This is a genomic window from Colwellia sp. NW0002-52-1 (assembly GCF_057550865.1).
The window spans coordinates 1-19,178 of record NZ_BAAJLU010000009.1; the positions used below are offsets into that span (position 1 = coordinate 1).

The following is a 19,178-nucleotide window of genomic DNA, read 5'->3' on the forward strand; positions in this document are numbered from 1 at the left end:
TAAAGCCATTTGATTTGTTTAACACCTCCCCCTTCAATTTTCTTCGCCAAAAATTATATTCCACGCTTTTCAATACGGCATCACTTTCTTTGAATTGATGTTTTATATGTTTTTTCAATTGCTCGTATGTTTTGAGGTTGTGCTTGAACATAAAATCTCGCACAGCCGTTTGAGTTGCCAAAATCTTTATACTTTTTGGCAGTTTTTTGTAATGTAAAAATTCAATGTTTTCAGAAGTTTCCATTTGAAAATATTTTTATCATTTAGGTTGTTTCTAAAAATTCACCTTGAAAAATTTTAAAGCCAAAAATTATCAAGTCGCTATTAATCAATAAATTAGTATAGTTCGGTCATCAAAATACCCCTAATTTTGATGAAAACATACACCCTTTGCTAACTGCATTGTTTGAATCTAGCTTTTAAAGTCACACGAAGTTAAACGGGGAAGTTGGATGAGTGATGAAGAAGAAGCAACCTTGATGGCGCAAATTGATGCTGAATTAAGGGCAACCTATGGTTCGCACATATTAACATTGCATGATATTACCAAGGCATTGAACTATTCCAGCATCAGTGCCGTTAGGCAGGCAATCGCACGTAATAACATGCCAATCCCCTTGTTTAACCTACCAAACAGACGCGGAAAATTTGCGTTAACCGCAGAAATTGCAAGGTTTTTGGCTCGACAAGCAAGTGCAAAAGATGCACACGGTAAACAAGAAAAGTAATGGCGCAAACGTAAGAAAGCCCTGAGTGCTCTAACACTCAAGGCCCACTTTGAATATCGAATTTTCGGCTCGACTATTCAAGCTTAGTTTATGTTAACGAAAAATCAAAAAACTTCTTTGTTTTTTGATGATTTGTCTACGCGCCTTCAATACTGAATTGGAGGATACTATGCCAAACCCAATTACGGGTGAACAAATTGATCTTATTGCGGAACTAAAAGAACGTAATAATCTATCATCTCGTGAAAAAGGCCGAGTGATTGGCGTAACCCATCCTGTTATCCTCAATTATGAACGGCAGATGGAAGAGCTAGGTATTTCTACGGCATATTTGTCGATGTTTAATGACAAAGAAAAACAGCTTCTATTTCACCCTGAACACCCTAAGAGGGAATCTCATTTAGCTGCGATTGACGCGGATTTTTATTTAAAAAAAGTCAGAGCGAGTTATCGAAAAAAATCAAAATATACTCGTAAATCAGCCTTTAAAGAACATAAAAAGAAATATATTGAAAAAGCGGGGAAACCTTCCCGCTTTTATAAGGCGCTGCGAGATGCAGAAAAGGCTGGTAGTAAACAACTTAAGCTGTCACAAACTTATCACCCCGGAGAGGTCTTCTTTGTAGATTTTGCAGGGGTTAAGTTGGCCTATGGTGATAATGATGAATTTGAAGCTAATTTCATCGTTGGCTGTTTTGGACACTCTGGCTTTCAAAAGTATCGAGCGACAGCAACGCAAACAACAGGTGAGTGGCTAGGCTTTATTCAATACAGTCAATATTGGGCAGGTGGTAAAACTATTCGCCTTGTTCATGACAATACAACCTCATTAGTGACAAGTCCGTTACCTGACTTAAAACTAAATAAAACATATCAGGCTTTTAAGCGTCATTTTAATTTTATTGTAAATCCAATTCCAAAAAAGATGCCAAACTTCAATGCACTAGCAGAAGCTTCGGTCAAAATATTTACATCTGAAGTTTTTCCTAACTTAGAGAAAATGAAGTTTAAAACATTGGAAGAAATGAATGAGGTAATAGCTAAATACGAAGACGAGATAAACCGTAGAGTATTGACGGGTGATAACGAATCTCGAAAGGATAAATTTATAAGAGATGAATTGCCAGCTTTGGGCGAACTACCAGAAAAAGGCTTTGTAATGCCAGAGAAGGTGCGAAAAATTAAACCGCCTTCTACATGGAACTTTATTGTCGATGGTGTGCGTTATCCAATCCCTTATGACGAAAAAATTACTTATGTAACCTTGCTCATTCGTAAAAAAGAGATTGAAGTTATGTCTGGTAGCAAATCGTTATGTGTTCACACTCGTCTTAAGCGTGGTGATATTCATGAGATTAACCCGTCTCACTTGCCTAAGAAATATCAAAAATATTTTGTTGAAACGCAAGCTTACTTTGTTAATTGGGCTAAAGACATTGCGCCATCAGTTGTCACGCTAGTTAATGCACAGTTTAACGGAGTTTCTACGCCTGACTATCAAGGTCGTAAAGCTTGTAAAAAAATACAAGCGTTGCATGAGGAGAGTGAACTAACACTATTTATTGGCTGCTGTGACTATCTCATCTCCCATGATGAATTTGATATTGAAGCGCTAGCTGAAGCTATTTCAAGTGACTTAGCTAACCCAATAATTACAGCAGACTGCCTAGCGTTGCTAGATCAGTTTAATGCACCAAATAACCCAACCAACGGAGATAATTATGTCCATTAGTCAGGAAGTTTTAGATCGCTATAGAGCCAATCGTATGACTGCATTTGCGAAAGGAGTATCAACACTTGTAACGCTGGAAGATTATGAATCACTAAGTCTTGAAGGAGTACTGGTATACGCCATTGATTTTGTTGAACAGTACAAAGCTAATGAAAAAGCGGAAAAGATCCGTGAAGAAGCGAATATACCATACCCTTGTGCTGCGTTATCGGATGTTGATTTTGGTGAACAGCCTAAGATTGCTCAGTCAGAAGTTGAAGCCTTGGTTAAGAAATCTTGGACGCGTGTAGGCGACCATCAAGTGGTCACTGGAGTTAATGGTAGCGATAAATTAAAGTTTGCGAGTGCCATTGCTAATGAGTTTGTGGATAAAGCAACATCTACGTTGGCTATATCACTTAATAAGCTACTTATAGACTTACGCGTGTCGTTTAGTACCAAGCAATTCGATACTAAAACTAAAGAACTTAACAAAGTAGATATGTTATTGATTCATGACTGGTTACTTAAAGACAAGCCTATTGAAGATGTGTCACTGCTATCGTTATTTTTAAAAGCGCGTAAAAAGCCGTTGCTTATTGTGATTAATATGACTGCTGAGCATTGGCGTAAAGATACTCAACAATCAAAATTACCTGAAGTTATAAAAAAATCTTTGGTGGATAGGACTCATTACTGGCCTTTTAAAGAGCCTCCTGAGTCAATCATTCATTAATCTAAAAGGATAACGTTATGATAATTTCACAAACTGAGTCATTGCAGCCGCTAAACAGTGTACATGCACCTGCATTCATTGAGTCGATTCAATCAACACCATTAAAGTTCAATGATATGGTGATAACTTCAGTTGCAGAACAAGAGGCTGACCCTGTAGCGCTTCGCTGCGAGGCTCCTCTTGATGCGATTGAATTGGACAATCATGGCTATCACTACGGCTTTTTTGAGCGTGGTAACGATATTTGTTTAGAAACCTTCGCTACGCTAAATCAACTTAGCATTCATACGTTGGCTTACTTCTGCGATGTTAATGGACCACAGTTTGATTTGAGCAAAATGGCTGAGTTCGCTAAGCATCATAATATCAAGTTGTGCAAAGTGTTATTACCGTTTAACCCCTGTGACTTTGCATTATGGGATGAATGGCAGTGGCGTATTTTTGATATGCGTCTTTCTCTCGCCCTAAGTCATACCCATCTAAATTCAAAATCGATGAAGTTTCTAAATGGAGGGCTAAACAATGCAACCATCCACTGATATAGCATGGCAAGGCTTTAGTCCATCTAGCTTAGTCAGCGCAGAGACAGAGCAAGTTTGGTCTGAAAAGCTGTTAGAACATTATCAAAAGTCGCTGCTATCACAGCCGGAAGCACAAAAATATTTAACACTAGGCTTAGGGCTTAATGACTCTGGCGTTTTAGATGAGTTTCGATTGGGTTTTTCAGATAGAACATTGGCTGAAATATTACCATTGCGTGACACGCCAGAAGGTGACATGGTACGAGGTTTTTATCAGCGATTACAGCTAGTAAAAGGTAGTGGTCATGAAACCTATCGCGGTATGATATTTGTGCCTATATTTGATGGAAATGGTGAGTTAATAGCAAGCTTTGGTCAGCGTATTGCTCCTTATCCGTTAGCAGTTCGTGGTGATACCCATTATACGGTACAGCCTGATATCGAAGGACTGTTCTTTAATCATCAAGCGTTAGGTGCATCTAACCATGTTATTTTGTGCGAAACACCTTTTGATGTCATGAGTCTATATATCGCTCAGATTCAAAACGCGATAGCGTTGTTGGACTTTAAATATTTCAACGAGGCGCATGTGAACCAATTGCTGGAAAATGGTATTGAAGCAATCACCATTGCATTTTCACGCACACCTGTTGGTGATAGATACTTTGCGCATGTGCGCAGAGAATTACAGCAAGTAGGCATTAAAGTGAATAAGCTTGATATGTTTACAGGTGAAAGCGTCAATAGCATCTGGGCTAAATCACTTCGCTTTAATTTGTTGGTTAAAGAATTAAACGGCTCTCAACAAAATAACGATATGTCATGTCCACGCATTTACCATTAATCCAAGCAATGGAGCAATACTTAGAGTATTGCCAATTAGAGGAGCAAAGCCAGCGCACAATTGAAGGTAAACGCTGTAACCTTCAATTGTTTGTTCGGTGGTATTTAGTGCATGTTGGTTTTAATGTATCTGACTTAACGCGTGAAGGAATTTTGGCGTTTATTAAGTTCCTTCACGGTTATCGAAATCCGCAAACCAAGCGCCTAATATGCAAAAGAACAAGACGTAATAAAATTACCGCTGTTCGTATATTTTGTCTGTATCTATATGAGAATGAATATTTAAAAGATAATTTGTCTGATAAAGTCAAAACCCCAAAAGCTGACAAAACAATCACCCAAGTCATATTGCAATCAGATGAGGTAGCAGCGATAGCCAATCAAACGGCTTATCATGGTGATAAAGGCTTGCGAGATAATGCGATACTTGCAGCACTATTTGCGTGTGGGTTTAGGCGTGGTGATGTTGCCAAATTAAAGATAAATGGTATCAACAAAGAAGCGTTGTTGCTGTTTGTACCCAATGGCAAAGGTGGTCAGGACAGAATTGTTCCTATCGCTAAAGAAGCACTTGATGCAGTACTGTATTACAAAGACAAGATCCGCCCTAAGTTTGTTAACTTTATGTCGGGCGACTATCTGTTTCTGGATAACCGAGGTTTGCCTTTTAACGGTAGTCAAATCACAGCATTAGTGAATAAATACAAGCGTAGAGCGGGTGTATCAAAGCCCGGTGCTAGCAATCTATATCGTCATACCACAGCGACAACTTTACTCGATAATGGCGCTGACTTATTAACGACTCAAAAGATACTAGGTCATGCTAGTGTTGTAACTACACAAGGCTATACGCATATTGCTGTTAAGAAGATGAGTGAGGATTATCAGAAGTTCCACCCTGCGGTGCAAAATCCTAATTTGTACATATCGCGTAATCATCCTCTTAGGGATAATGAAAGCTAAAATTTACTATTTATTACTAAATGGGCTGAAGAAGAAATTGAGTCTTGCCGTATTTATAAAGAGTAATTTTCTTCGTTGAGTTGTCATCGTTGGCCTGCTTGGATAATTTTGAAAGTTTCGAAATAGACTTAACTTTATGCGTTTCAATATTATGCTGGAACCTACGAAGTTCACTGATTGAACACATTCTTTCAGCATTCGAAAGCAATCCATTTTTTAATATTAACTGCTCTTTTTCTGGCGATATCAAAGACACTAGTTGTTTAATTTTGCCTATTTTTTCGTGAAGGTGAGCAATTGCTTCTGCTTCATCTCTAACACCAAAGCGCTTCCAAACAGGCTCATGATGTGAAACTCTATTTCTAAACTCTCTAACCGTTTTTACCAAATCTTTAGTCGATGAAAGCATGTTTGAAGCTCTTGATGTGGGCCAAGTGCCACGAAAAACAGAACCTAGGTGTGCAGGCCAGATTAAATTTGGCCCCATGAATTCATGATCTAGAATGAATTCCCATGTTGAAAACTCTGTTTTTGCTATTACTTCGTGGTGTGTTGGCCTTGCATTACGAATGCTATAACGATCTCGCTTATCACGCCTAACCTGATTTGCGGCTTTAGAAAAGTTATTTTTAAGTGCTGAAACAGCAAAAGGCTCATTTCCGCCTTGTCCAAATGATCTATAATGTAAGCGGCTACGACTCCACCAAAATCGTCCTAAACTATTTGTTAATGCAGCATCAATTGAATTTCTGAGAGTAACTTCAGCGGCAGTTAGAAGAGGATAAAGTGAAGCGCAAACGTGCATATTCCATAGGTATGCGCCAACAAGCTCTAAGTCATCCGCATGTTTGAATATGGGGGCGTAACTATTTAATCTTTCATTTGTGATAAGCTCGTCAATCAGAGATGGACGGTAATTTATACTTCTTGGCATCCGATGCTTCTTTTCTTTTTAGTAGTTAGATATTGACGAGAGCGTCAAATAGGCATAAACTTTATCACAAGGTTGGCGTAAGGTTCCAATGAACTAATTAGTTTACGACCTTATGCAAAGACCTAAAGAATTCGCCCCAGCCTAGAGCTGGGGTTTTCATTTCTATAGTCAAAATACCACTCTTAAGTAGTAAATACCCCACAATAATTTTGCTCTATATCTATTGATTTAATTTCATAATAATGGGTACTATAGCCTATTACTGGTTCGCAACCAATTGTTCTTTAAAAGCTTATTCCTTCTGTTGAGGTATTAACCTTACAGTCTCCCCGTTCATATGAACGGGCGGGTCTATGATTACAACCTTGGTCGTTTCTTGAGTGTTGATCCCTTTATACAGTTTGTTGGCAATAGCCAAGGGATCAATCCTTACAGCTATATTATGAATAACCCCTTAGCAGGAACTGACCCAACGGGTTATGTTATTGAAACAGTCTGGGATGTAGCTAATGTTATCTATGATGCTGGAAAAGTAGGTTATGGCCTATTCAGTGGCAATGATAATATGGTATCTGAGGGTCTAACGGACATGGCGCTTGATGCCGCTGCTGTCATGATACCTTTTGTGCCAGCGGGAGCCAGTAAAATAGGAAGAGGTATTGGCGAAGGTGCAGAGAAGATAGCGGATGTCAGAAAGGCATCGAAGAAGACTGATACGCCTAATGTTCAAAAATCTGATAGTGCTTCAAAAACTGATGGTGGTTCTAAAGGAAATGGGGCTGAGAATGGCCAATCAGCTAGTGGCTCTAAACCAGAGTCTACGGCTGATATTGGTAATCAAAATAGTATCAATAAAGAAGGTGGAGATGGCTGGACTTCAAAAACAGAAATGGTTGATCCAAACAATTTAGTGCCGACTCAAAGCAAATCAGATATGTCAGGCTCTAAAGTGAAAAAATACGCTAAGGCAATGAAAAAAGATGGATTCAAACCTAAAAAAGGAGATGATCCTGTCTCTGCGGTCAAAAACTCGAAAACAGGTAAGTTAGAATTACAAGATGGTCATCACCGTACAGCAGCAGCCAAAAAAGCTAAAGTAGATAAAATACCTGTTGAAATTTGGGAAAAGAAAAAATGAAAATAAAGAAAAAGTATAAGTCTCTCTTCATAATTCCAATTTCAGCTACGAAAGAACTAACTGATATTGGCTGGGAATTTGATAGTAAAAAACACATGAATAATGATGTTGTACAAAAGCTCAATAATGAGTTTGAGATGGCTTTATCACATGACTCTGATTCGTACAGCGGAGAGGGCTTTAAGGTTGACGTTTTTTACATGTCAGAAGGTGAAATCGAGTCAATATTTATTAGAGATTATTCTGATGAGTTTTATATGTCCGAACTTTTACTTTCGCTATATAAAGGCTCAGATGAGGTAGAAATATTCATTCCTAGTATGAATGATGCTATCAAATAAATTAGCTAAGGGAATACTATGATCAAAAACCTCCTCCTCGCCTTTGTCTTGTTATCAAGCACACAGGCATGGGCAGATATAAAATGCCCAGGGGAATAAAGGGGTCAGAGCCGTTTTAACCTTTTCTCTCCTCTGACTCAGGGTCTTTAAGTCTGTCGAAGCTAAATTAAGCCATTGTATTTTAATGTCATTTAACGATTTATGATAACTTAAAACGGCTCTGACCCTTTTTACTCTGTTAACTTGTACTATGGCGCAGATAATGCTCGCTATAAACAAGTACGAACTAAAAGTGGCATAACCACCACCACCCATTATATTGACAAGCTATATGAAGTTGAAACAACGAATGGAGTTAAAAAGCACACTAGTTATATTAGCGATGTGGCCATTCTATCATCTGATGAAGGCTTAAAATTCACTTTTAAAGATCGATTAGGTAGTACAACAACCATCAGTGATCAGTATGGTAATAACTTGACGTATCGAAACTTTGACCCTTTCGGCAAACCAAGACAAAGCAATGGTAATTTGTCGAGCACAAGTAGTTACGGTGCAGTGTTAGGTCAATATAATGATAATACGACTAGGCGTGGGTTCACTGATCATGAGCATCTCGATGAAGTTGAGTTTATTCATATGAACGGGCGGGTGTATGATTATAACCTTGGGCGTTTCTTGAGTGTCGATCCGTTTATCATGTCTCCTGGTAATAGTCAGGCACTTAATCCATATAGCTATGGTATGAATAACCCCTTAAGTGGGACTGATCCAACAGGTTACATTTGGGAAACAGTGTGGGATGTTGGTAATGTAATCTATGATGCTGGTAAGGTAGTATATGGTGCGGTGACGGGCAATGATGCAATGGTATCAGAAGGATTAACTGATATGGCTCTTGACGCTGCCGCAGCGGCTATTCCGTTTGTGCCTGCGGGAGCAAGTAAGTTTACAAGAGCTGGAGTTGATAAGATTGCCGATGTACGTCAAGCATCCAAAAAGACTGATACATCTAATGTTCAAAAGCCTGATAATGTATCGAAAACTGATGGTGGCTCTAAAGGAAATGGTGCTGAGAGTAGTCAATCAGCTAGTGGTTCAAAACCAGAGTCTACGGCAGATATAGGTTCGCAAGAACAAATCAGTAGTACAAGAGAATTAAGAGGTGGAAACTTTAAAGAAGGAAAGGCTGAAGCACAAAATAGATCAAGTGGCACATGTGAATACTGTGGTGCTCAAAATGCCAATGAAGGAGATCATTTCATACCATTAAACGAGGGTAAGAAGAAAGTCAATGGTGGGGAAATGACCAAAGCTCAAGCGAAAGATACTTTAAATAAATCTGAAAACATTGTTAACTCGTGTACGAGCTGTAATAGAGGCTCAGGAGGAAAAGGAACCAAAATGCCAAGCAAAACAACAGGCGATGGCAAGTGGGTTCCACCTAACCCAAGTAGCCACGTAAAAGATAAATTAGATAAGATGTAAATATGACCAATCAAACATACGAACAAGAACATGCGCATATTATTAACAATGTTTTAGAGCTTGAGCTAGCTACGGACAAGGCGAAGTTATTAAATTTTGACAGTGGGACGGGAACTGAATATACAGCATATGTAAAGCTTAATGTTAGTGAGGAGATATACATAGTATTTAATCTCCCTACTAATTCAAATAAGCTATTTATGACTGTAACCGATGGAGATCCTGAATCTATTGCTTATTTGATTTCAGAACTTGAAAATGCTGATAAAAGTAAAGGATTTAAAGTGAGGGATACGGTGCGTTTTAATAATGATTATTTAATAAAAAACGACAAGGTAGGAGTTCTTTTGTTACCCGCAGCAGTATCAAATATTTTATCAGATTTAGGTAATTTCAATTCACTTAGTGACGAAGCCTACGAACTGCTTTTATGTGTTTTCATAAGTGCAGAAGATTATTCATTCCAGAAAAACTTCGGAAATGACGGTCTAATGGATAAATTTGCAAGAGAAAATAGAGATTTAATTGCAATTAGTTAGCTAAATGACTTTAAAGGCTAGTTAAATAAGCAAAATAAAGGACTTATAATACTTAAAAAACTACTCCTCGCCTGTGTTTTGTTATCAAGGCGTGGAGGCGGTTTTAAGCTGAAGATTAAGTTTGTTGCCAAAACATAAGCTGATCAATAAAGAGCTGTATTAGTTGTAATTAAGCCCCGGAATGAAGGAGTTTTATTGTCTATAATCAACTTTTAATCTGCACCCCAATGATATATTCATTTAATAAGTAAATAGGGGACAGACCACGGTTAATTAGCTTTCTGTTTGTTAATTGAGCTGGATAATGTGTTAAATGCAAAAGCATTTCCTGAGTATTAATAACTAAATACAACTGTTCATGTGCTATGGTTTATCTATTATTAATACAGCGCAAGGAAGCCTGTCATGCCAAGAAGAGCCAGAATTTCACTCCCTAACATCCCCCATCATATTATTCAGCGTGGTAATAACCGTGATGTGTGTTTTTTCTGCGAACAAGATTATCAATATTATCTAAATTGGCTTGAAGAATATGCTAATGAATATGGCTGCTTGGTACACTGCTATGTGTTAATGACCAACCATGTACACTTACTTATAACACCACCAAGCGCTACTGCATTGAGTCAACTAATGAAACGTTTAGGTCAACGCTATGTTCAATATATTAATCGAACTTATCGCCGTAGTGGCACATTATGGGAGGGGCGTTTTAAATCTTGCCTTGCTCAAGATGAGCATTATGTTATGAGCTGTTATAAATACATAGAACTAAACCCCGTAAGAGCAAATATGGTAGATATGCCTGAAAAATACCCGTGGAGCAGTTACAGATATAACGCCCATGGTGAGAAAAATTCAATGATCACACCTCACTATTTATATATTAGTTTGGCAAGTACCAGCAGTGAAAGAGCATTTGCTTATCGCCAATTATTCAAAAATGTACTCTCTATTCAAGTTATTAAAGATATACGCTTGAGCACAAACGGAAATTTTGTATTGGGATCAGAGCGATTTAAAAACCAAATTGAACGTGTAATAGGTCGACGTGTTTCGCCAGGGCATGCTGGTAGGCCAAAGAAAAGCATCTGACGTAAAAGCAATTCGTGTTTTACCCCCGTTTAATTCCTTTTTTGTAAGCGAATAAGCCATTAACATGAAAGTTAAGTTATTGAGATTGATTTGGGCCTAATTAGCCAATCAAACGCATGGTAAGTTATATATTTGCTATTTATTTTTTTGCTAAAATCTAAACAATAAAATTCTTTAAACTCTTTTAATTTATTTCAACAAAAAATAAACAAAAAATAAACCTAAGGTCAAGAAGTTAATTATGGAAAATAAAAAAGTAGCCCTATTTGAAAACTCTGACTATATGAATAAAGGAAAACAAAAGGGAATGATTTAGAAGTTAAGCTAATAACAAAAGCGGATGCTGATAAAATGTTAGTAATCGAGCCATGAAGCTAAAAATGATTATATTAACTTCCTATTAAACTCTGTAGCATATTTTCCAAAACAGCTGCTAAATTTATTGTTGTGCATCAAAAAGTGCATCAAAAAAATATGGCGCTATATTAAAGCCAATTAAAACAATGCTTTATTTGTCTTTGTAATTAATCGTGCCAAAGAATAGTCGCTTGGTCAGTAGAAGATTGAGCAGAAGAGTTTTGATTCATTTTATCCATGTAAAACAACTTGTTGAGTTTTATTAGTTAGGTAATCTTACGTTTTGGTATTTTATTATAGTTTTAGATATAAAGTTATTTGTAAGTACTTAACATTAGGTCGATTTATGGGTATGACTTTAGCACAGGGGACAGAGAATATCCTATAAATACAACAACGGCTAAATAACGGTTCAGGGGCTAATATTGAAATAAGGGATGCCTGCATCAACAGTTATTTAGTTTGAACATTATGTAAATAAACAAAATTGAGATAACTCGCCTTTAAATCAATAAGCGTTGGCGAAGTGTATGTGACGATTTCTTGTATTTAATAGCATAATTCAGGGTGTCGCAATGACGAATAAAATCCGTTGCCTAAAAAACTACTATTTATATTTTTTACAAATAATTACAGACATTAAAATTTATATAAAGCATTATATAATTAACCATAGCTGATTATTATTTATATATATTACATTCAGTTACCTCAGTTAAACCCTGCATTGTTAGCACTTTTTATAAACTAGCAAAAGCAGCATGGATGAAGTTACATGCGCTGCATGTATATAGGATGTTGTAATCGATGCCACAGTTTTATAACAACAATGCTGATGAACTAGCTAAACAGTATCTCTCAAAATCGTTTGATGAGGTTCACCAAAGTTGGTCACAGTTTTTACCTGTTGTTATAGCAAATCCTAATGCCCGTATTCTTGATTTAGGTGCTGGCTCAGGACGAGATGCTAAACATCTTGCTGAATTATCTGCTTCAACCCATGGTGATAAAAACAACATTCAAATATTTGCCGTGGAACCTGCAAAAACACTGGCAGAAATTGGTGCACTTCAAACTTCTGGCTTAAACGTAAAGTGGATAGAAGATTCACTACCGTCATTAAGTCACTTAACTAAACAAGAAATCAGCTTTGATCTAATACTTTTAAGCGCAGTTTGGATGCATGTTCCACCAAGTGATCGTTCTCGTGCTATTCGTAAACTTGCCAACTTGCTTAAGCCGGGCGGTAAGTTAGTTATTTCTCTGCGCCATGGGCAAACCGATGAAGAGAAAAAACAACGTAAAATGCACAATGTATGTGCCGATGAATTAAAACGTTTAGCTGCCGATGTTGGGCTGTTTACCAAGCTAGAAACCCCAAAAGAAGAAGACCAATTAGGCCGAAATCACGTTTCTTGGCAAACTGTTGTATTGCAGATGCCAGACGATGGAACTGGCGCATTTCCATTTATCCGACATGTGGCACTTAATGACGGAAAGTCAGCAACACATAAATTAGCCTTATTAAGGGTTTTACTGCGCATTGCTGATGGGCATCCCGGTGCAGTCCTGAGAAGAGAAACTTCTCCATTTGGCGATCGCGTTATTTTACCTGTTGGCTTAGTCGCGCTTTATTGGTGTCATCAATACAAAGATTTAATTGATAAACATAGTATATTCCAGAGACCAGGTGTTGATCCTAACATGGGTTTTATGAAAGATAATGGCTGGCATAAGTTAACGTACAGAGCCGCTTCAGATTACCGCATTGGCAACTTGTTTACCGGTGAAGACGCTATTTCACTACATAAAACTATTTCAGCAGCGGTGAGCAATATTAAAACTATGCCTTGTCGCTACATTACCTTCCCAAACCAAGCAGCCAATAATACTCAAACGGTATTTGAAGTTGCCAGTAAAACCGTAAAAGCAAAAGACAGTATCTTCCTTGACTTACAAACACTTGAGCAATGGGGCGAGTTCTCTCTTCCTGAATCTACTTGGCTAGCATTCAATCGTTATGCTTGCTGGATTGAACCTGTATTGGTCAGCGAATGGGTTAAAACCATGGCAAGTTATTCAGGTAATGCTAAGTATTCAGCCCCAGAACAACAGTATCACTTATACCAAGCCCTAAATTGGGAAGAGCCAAAACGCACTACAACCGAAGTGCGTAAACGTTTTGAAGAGCTTAAAACAAGTTTACCTAAGTCTGAGCAAATACGTTGTGTATGGTCAGAAAAATCATTAATGCAAAGTTACGATATTGACCACAGCATGCCATTCGCTCGTTGGCCTAATAACGACTTATGGAATTTACTGCCAACCGATAGCCAAGTAAATAATCAGAAAAGTGACCGCTTGCCGACAGAGCAGAAGTTAAAACAATCGAAAGAAAGAATTCAGCACTGGTGGCAAGTAGCTTGGTTAGACAACAACACCAACGCAGCTGTTTTAAACCAAAGTTTAACGGCATCAGCTCAAACTAATCAAGCAAATACAAATGAACAATACAGCAAAAATGAAATACGAGAAGCTTCAGTGGGTTACGCAATAAGTATAAATGGCCTCATGCCAACGCCAGAAATGCCAACACTAAATAATGACGCGCAGATACAACAAATGAAAAGATTTTTTGCCGAAGCAAATATCGCCTTACCGGGATTAAATTCAGCTAATACATCAATCGATGATCTGTTTGAAGCGCTGATGATGCAACGTGGGTGTTTGAAAGAAATGCAGCAGTTGAGAGAATGGTGATTTTGAAATTTAATAGACTCGTTTATTCGTAGAACATGAACAATGAATGGGGGAGGTAATTAAAGTTAACTTTAAGATCTTATTGGTACTTTAATGGCACCATTTTTACTTATCACCGAGCTTAAAGTCTAAATTGACGGGTATTTCGACCCAAGTAATTAACTAATGGTGATGTGGTCTTTAAAGTATTATGCCTTTGTATATTTGAGAGTAAAGTAGTAAGTTTACGGAGACTGAGGTCAGAGTTAGCTCTATACACTTTGAATCAGCGAAATAAGAATTGATTTTCACGGACGATATTATTGTATGATTTTAAAAGACAAAACCCTTCAAAATGCTATTTCTCCTACGGCTAAAGCAGGTCAAAAACAGGAGCAAGATGTTGCTTTTTTCCTTAGGCGAGCTTACAAGGATCATAAACAAGTTTTTGTTATTAATGATTTTAAATTTACCTTTAATGATGAAACCGCACAAATTGATCATTTGATTGTTTACCCTTATGGCTTTGTATTAATTGAATCTAAAAGCATCAAAGGTGAAGTTAAAGTCAATGGCTTAGGTGAGTGGACTCGTAGTTTAAATAATAATTGGTCAGGTATGACCTCACCTATCAAACAATTAGAGTTGCAGCAAAAACTACTTCGAGAAATGCTACATGAAAATCGAGATACTATCTTAGGTAAGTTATTTGGAATTAAACAACAATCATTTGGAATGCGTTGTTGGGATAATGTTTGTGCCGTTTCAAGTAACTCTGTTATTGACCGTGAGTCAATGCCTAATAATGTATCTAAACAACTTGTTAAAACCGAGTTTTTGGTTGATAAACTTAATGAAATAATGAAGTTGAAAGTTTACGCCATAACAAAACTCAATCCTTTCGATACGCGGCCTGATTTTAATGCTGAGGAATTAAAGTCTATAACGTCATTTCTTATGATTCAATTAGGTGATAATAAAATAGTTAAAAAGCTAGTAGTGAAGGAGCCTGTTAAGTTTGAAACTACTGCTAATAACATATTGAAATGTAAATCATGTGGTGCACAATCAGATTATTCTGCACAGTATGGACGATATGGTTATTTCATAAAATGTAATAAGTGTGAAACTAATACAGCAATGAAAATGCCTTGTGTAAGTTGCGATAGTAAAAATACTAAGGTATCAAAGAAGGGAGAGACGTACAGTTTAAATTGTTTAAGTTGTAATTTTAATCAGCGAATAATTGGTTAAGGAATTAACAGGACATACTCAGCCTAAACTCAGCTCTAAATAAAAATAACTCACAACTTTATCTCAGGTAAGTAATGGCCTCGCCAGAGAAACAAAAAATCAGTTTAGTAGATACCCCTAAATTGATATTTAAGATGAGTGCCATTTTAAATTTGGCAACAAGATAGTAGTCATAAAGTAGGGTAGTGCCTTGTAGGTAACAGACTGTTTTCAACTACTTATTTCTACTCGCCCACTGAAAAACCAGAGCAATAGGGAAAGGTGAAATTAGTACTAAGCCTAGACCAATCAAACTACTGAACGCTACCATTCCTGTTACAGTTTGCTCAATGTCTGTTATGAATAGGCTTATTACACCAGCAAGAAACAGCATTAGTCCAATGATGTGTATTATTTTAAAAACTCTAATTATTGGGTGTTGTGCTTGCGTCATAGGTATTAGCCTTTGCTGATGTTTTTTCAATTATACTTTTTCCGTTAAACTTTCTCTATTAATCAAAGGGCATTTTCGCCATCACTAATGCTAGAATACTTGCCTCAGGAAAAGTCTCCTTTTCGTATTCGGGTTTGTTGTATTAATGAATGGTATATCTGCAAGTTTTTTTGGTCGTTTTATTGTTAAAAATAGAAAAATTAACCTTAGTGAAACGGGCTTGTCGTTTGAGTTTAAAAACAGCTTAATTGAAATTAAATGGCAAGATCTTATTGTGCCAGCGCAATTTAATATCAGCTTTTTAGGCCAAATTGTTACGTTAAAAACCGCTAAGCAAACCTATGTGCTTAGTATGCTTGCTTATAGCGCTAGGCTGATGAAAAAATCAGAGTGCGAAGCGCTTTGGGTGGCGGCTAACCGTTATCGCCTTGATACGCTGTTAGCCTCGATAGAAAAACTAACGGCTAATCAGTATATTCGCCAGTCGAGCATTGAACGTTTTCAGTTACTTATTCAACAAGAATTTCTGCGTTGGTTTCCTTGGATTAAACAAAGTAAAGCACTGCCAATAGTAACTGAAAAGCTGCAATGGTTGTCGCATTATGCGCGTTGGCAAGCTCAAGATATTGATGATTGTAGAGAGCGCTATATCACCCAGCAACTGCATGTTCATCAAGCCTTTTTTGATGGTGTTGAGTCTAACCCGTTAACCTTGCCTCAGCGCCGTGCTTGTATTATCGACAATGATAATAATTTGCTGTTAGCAGGCGCAGGAACGGGCAAAACCAGTGTTATGGTGGGTCGAACTGGGTATTTGCTTAATAGTAAGCAAGCACAGCACCGCGACATTTTGTTATTAGCGTATGGCCGCAAAGCCGCAGATGAAATGAACGGGCGGATAATAAACAAACTCGCTAATGGCAATAAGCCTACTGATAAAATAAGTGCGACTACTTTTCATAGTTTAGGCTTGTATATTATTGCGCAAGTAGAAGGCGCAAAGCCGAGTTTATCGCTATTTGCTGAAGATGAAAAAGCGAAAACTAAGTGGGTGCAAAGCTGTTTTGAAACGCTGATTAATGAGCATGCGCAGTATCGTAGGCTTATTATTGAGTATTTTAGTCGATACTATTACGTTGAGCGCAATGATTTTGATTTTAAAAGCTTGGGCGAGTATTACCAGTATTTAACCGACAACGACATTCGTAGCTTAAAGGGCGATAAAGTTAAAAGTTTTGGCGAGCTTTATATTGCTAATTGGTTGTTTAATCATGGTATTGAATATCAGTACGAGGCTAACTATGCATACGATGTTAGCACGGTTCAGTGCAGGCAATATCGACCTGACTTTTTTCTGCCTGAGCTTAACATGTACATTGAATATTATGGCATAGACGAGAACGGCGATACGGCTACTTTTATTGATAAAGAAAAGTATCATGCGGCCATTGCATGGAAGCGAGATGCCCATCAACACTACCAAACACGTTGTCTTGAGTTAAGTTATGCTCAGCATAAACAAGGTCGCTTAATTAGTGCGTTAGAGGCTTGTTTTAATGCAGAAAATATCGACGTTGAACAGTTACCTGATGAAGCGATACTCGACAGTTTACGAGAAAGTGGCCGTATAACGCTGCTGGCTAATTTATTTTCGCAGTTGGTTGGTCTTTATAAAGCGGCTTGTTTAGATGCATCGTTAGAGAAAAACGTTATTGCTAACTCCGCCGATCCAAAACAAACGGCGAAGGCATTGGTGTTACTTAAGCCGATTTTAAGTCGCTATCAAACACACTTGACAAGTTATGGTGAGATTGACTTTGAAGATATGATCAACAAGGCGCTTAGCTATGTGCAGGCGGGTAAATTTGAATCACCGTGGCGTTATATTATGGTGGATGAATTTCAAGATATTTCAGAGCCTAGGGCGCGCTTAGTAAAAGCGTTGCGCGATAATAATAAGGCTTGTTCTGTGTTTGCTGTTGGTGACGACTGGCAAGCTATTTATCGCTTTAGTGGCGCTGACGTAACTTTAACCACAGGTTTTGCCGATTATTTTGGTGCCACTGGTGCAGCTACTAATATAACTAATATAACTAGTACAACTAATACCGCTAATATAAATAGGGCTAGCGCTGCTAGTGCCACTACTGCTAGTTCAACCACACAGTCGACATTAGATACTACCTTTCGTTTTAATAACCGAATTGGCAAAGTGGCTACTGACTTTATCAGTAAAAACCCTAGTCAAATTAATAAAACTATTCGTTCTTTACAACAAGTGCCAGCGCCTGCGGTGTCATTACTTAAACGTGAGTTTGGCGCGGTTAAGTCGACTACAGCTTTTACTGCACAAGCCGCTAGTGTTAATGCCTATGATGCTAGGGCCAATGGTGCTAAGGCCACAGCTGCAGAAAACAGCAATACTATTGATGAAATAGCCAATGGCGCAGTTGATGATGTGTTAGCGGCTATTTCTGCGAAAGTGCCTGCTAATCAACTAAGCGATGATAAAAAGGTAACACCGATCAGCGCCTATTTTTTAGCGCGCTTTTGGTTTCAGCTGCCGAGCAAAGCAACCCTTGAACGCTTAAAAGTTCAGTATCCGCTGCTAACGCTTGAGTCGCAGTCGTTTCATGCTTCAAAAGGTAAAGAGGCTGATTACGTAATTATTTTAGGGTTAAAGAAGGGCGCACATGGTTTTCCGTCGCAGAAAGCAACACCGGCATTACTCGATGCCTTGCTTGCTAAAGCAGAAAAATATGCCTACGCAGAAGAGCGTCGTTTGTTTTATGTCGCGTTAACCAGGGCTAAACATCGTGTTTATATTATTGCAGATATGAGCGAGGCAAGCTGTTTTGTTAAAGAGCTTGTCGATGAACATGCACACGACATTGAATTAGATGAATTTGGCAGTGCTGCCAGTCAAAACTTTATTGATGAAATAAACTGTTTGGTTTGTGAAACTGGCATACTAAAAAAACGCACGGGCAAGTATGGCGCGTTTTATTCTTGCTCGCATTTTCCACGTTGCGAGCATAAAGAAAAACCGTGTTTAAGCTGTGAAAGCCCGATGACACGACAACGTTTTACCGGCTTTAAACTGTGTTTAAATAACACCTGCAATACCATCATACCCACCTGTGAAAAGTGCAACGCAGAAATGGTATTACGTTCAAGTAAAAACGGTCAGTTTTGGGGCTGTAAAAACTTTAAAGGCAATGAGCCGATGAGTTGTAAACATGGTGTTGATGAAGCAAAAATAAACTGGCCAGCTTTGGTTTGAATAGATTTGAATGGATTTGAATGGGGTTAAATAGGTTTGAATATTTCTGCTTCACCATCCTCAATGTGAAGATAA

The 19,178-nt window shown here is 37.9% G+C and carries 16 protein-coding genes; 14 read left to right on the top strand and 2 right to left on the bottom strand.

Features of this window, described 5'->3' with window-relative positions; all coding sequences use genetic code 11:
- Window positions 1–244 (bottom strand): hypothetical protein (locus AC27H3_RS10520; protein WP_487106004.1); only part of this gene is annotated, 244 nt, incomplete at its 3' end.
- A 208-nt stretch (window positions 245–452) separates the two neighbouring features.
- Between AC27H3_RS10520 and AC27H3_RS10525 the strand changes: the two genes are divergently transcribed.
- The 6 genes from AC27H3_RS10525 to AC27H3_RS10550 all read left to right on the top strand — a co-directional run bounded on the left by AC27H3_RS10525 (window position 453) and on the right by AC27H3_RS10550 (window position 5,502).
- Window positions 453–728 carry a hypothetical protein gene (locus AC27H3_RS10525; protein WP_487106006.1) on the top strand — a complete coding sequence of 92 codons (276 nt, stop codon included), beginning with the start codon at window positions 453–455 and terminating at the stop codon, window positions 726–728.
- A 169-nt stretch (window positions 729–897) separates the two neighbouring features.
- Window positions 898–2,460, top strand: a complete 1,563-nt coding sequence (locus AC27H3_RS10530) for a transposase (RefSeq protein WP_487106008.1) — start codon at window positions 898–900, stop codon at window positions 2,458–2,460.
- Window positions 2,450–3,175 carry an ATP-binding protein gene (locus AC27H3_RS10535; RefSeq protein WP_487106010.1) on the top strand — a complete coding sequence of 242 codons (726 nt, stop codon included), beginning with the start codon at window positions 2,450–2,452 and terminating at the stop codon, window positions 3,173–3,175. The genes AC27H3_RS10530 and AC27H3_RS10535 overlap by 11 nt, the downstream gene beginning before the upstream one ends.
- A 17-nt stretch (window positions 3,176–3,192) precedes the next feature.
- Complete coding sequence (locus AC27H3_RS10540) at window positions 3,193–3,714, top strand: hypothetical protein (protein WP_487106012.1); 522 nt, start codon at window positions 3,193–3,195, stop codon at window positions 3,712–3,714.
- The gene (locus AC27H3_RS10545; protein ID WP_487106014.1) at window positions 3,698–4,540 is read left to right on the top strand and encodes a toprim domain-containing protein; all 843 of its coding nucleotides are present in this window, start codon (window positions 3,698–3,700) and stop codon (window positions 4,538–4,540) included. The genes AC27H3_RS10540 and AC27H3_RS10545 overlap by 17 nt, the downstream gene beginning before the upstream one ends.
- Window positions 4,519–5,502, top strand: a complete 984-nt coding sequence (locus AC27H3_RS10550; RefSeq protein ID WP_487106016.1) for a tyrosine-type recombinase/integrase — start codon at window positions 4,519–4,521, stop codon at window positions 5,500–5,502. Before AC27H3_RS10545 ends, AC27H3_RS10550 begins: the two co-directional genes overlap by 22 nt.
- A gap of 16 nt (window positions 5,503–5,518) precedes the next feature.
- On the opposite strand, the gene AC27H3_RS10555 is transcribed toward AC27H3_RS10550, so the two are convergent.
- A complete protein-coding gene (locus AC27H3_RS10555; protein WP_487106018.1) occupies window positions 5,519–6,436 on the bottom strand; it encodes a CAAX protease in 918 nt (305 codons plus the stop codon).
- Window positions 6,437–6,812: 376 nt separating this feature from the next.
- On the opposite strand from AC27H3_RS10555, the gene AC27H3_RS10560 reads away from it, so the two are divergent.
- The 8 genes from AC27H3_RS10560 (at window position 6,813) to AC27H3_RS10595 (ending at window position 19,103) form a co-directional block, all read left to right on the top strand.
- Window positions 6,813–7,574, top strand: a complete 762-nt coding sequence (locus AC27H3_RS10560; protein ID WP_487106020.1) for a hypothetical protein — start codon at window positions 6,813–6,815, stop codon at window positions 7,572–7,574.
- Complete coding sequence (locus AC27H3_RS10565) at window positions 7,571–7,915, top strand: hypothetical protein (protein WP_487106022.1); 345 nt, start codon at window positions 7,571–7,573, stop codon at window positions 7,913–7,915. Before AC27H3_RS10560 ends, AC27H3_RS10565 begins: the two co-directional genes overlap by 4 nt.
- A gap of 243 nt (window positions 7,916–8,158) precedes the next feature.
- Window positions 8,159–9,403, top strand: a complete 1,245-nt coding sequence (locus AC27H3_RS10570; RefSeq protein ID WP_487106024.1) for an RHS repeat-associated core domain-containing protein — start codon at window positions 8,159–8,161, stop codon at window positions 9,401–9,403.
- 2 nt (window positions 9,404–9,405) lie between these two features.
- Window positions 9,406–9,942 (top strand): hypothetical protein, encoded by a 537-nt coding sequence (locus AC27H3_RS10575; protein WP_487106025.1) that lies wholly within the window; start codon window positions 9,406–9,408, stop codon window positions 9,940–9,942.
- Window positions 9,943–10,347: 405 nt separating this feature from the next.
- The gene (locus AC27H3_RS10580; protein WP_487106027.1) at window positions 10,348–11,037 is read left to right on the top strand and encodes a transposase; all 690 of its coding nucleotides are present in this window, start codon (window positions 10,348–10,350) and stop codon (window positions 11,035–11,037) included.
- Between the two features lie 1,164 nt (window positions 11,038–12,201).
- Entirely contained in the window at window positions 12,202–14,154 is a 1,953-nt protein-coding gene (locus AC27H3_RS10585) for a class I SAM-dependent methyltransferase (protein ID WP_487106029.1), read from the top strand.
- 306 nt (window positions 14,155–14,460) lie between these two features.
- Window positions 14,461–15,387 carry a nuclease-related domain-containing protein gene (locus tag AC27H3_RS10590; RefSeq protein WP_487106031.1) on the top strand — a complete coding sequence of 309 codons (927 nt, stop codon included), beginning with the start codon at window positions 14,461–14,463 and terminating at the stop codon, window positions 15,385–15,387.
- 578 nt (window positions 15,388–15,965) lie between these two features.
- Complete coding sequence (locus tag AC27H3_RS10595) at window positions 15,966–19,103, top strand: UvrD-helicase domain-containing protein (protein WP_487106033.1); 3,138 nt, start codon at window positions 15,966–15,968, stop codon at window positions 19,101–19,103.
- The last annotated feature ends 75 nt before the right edge of the window (window positions 19,104–19,178 follow it).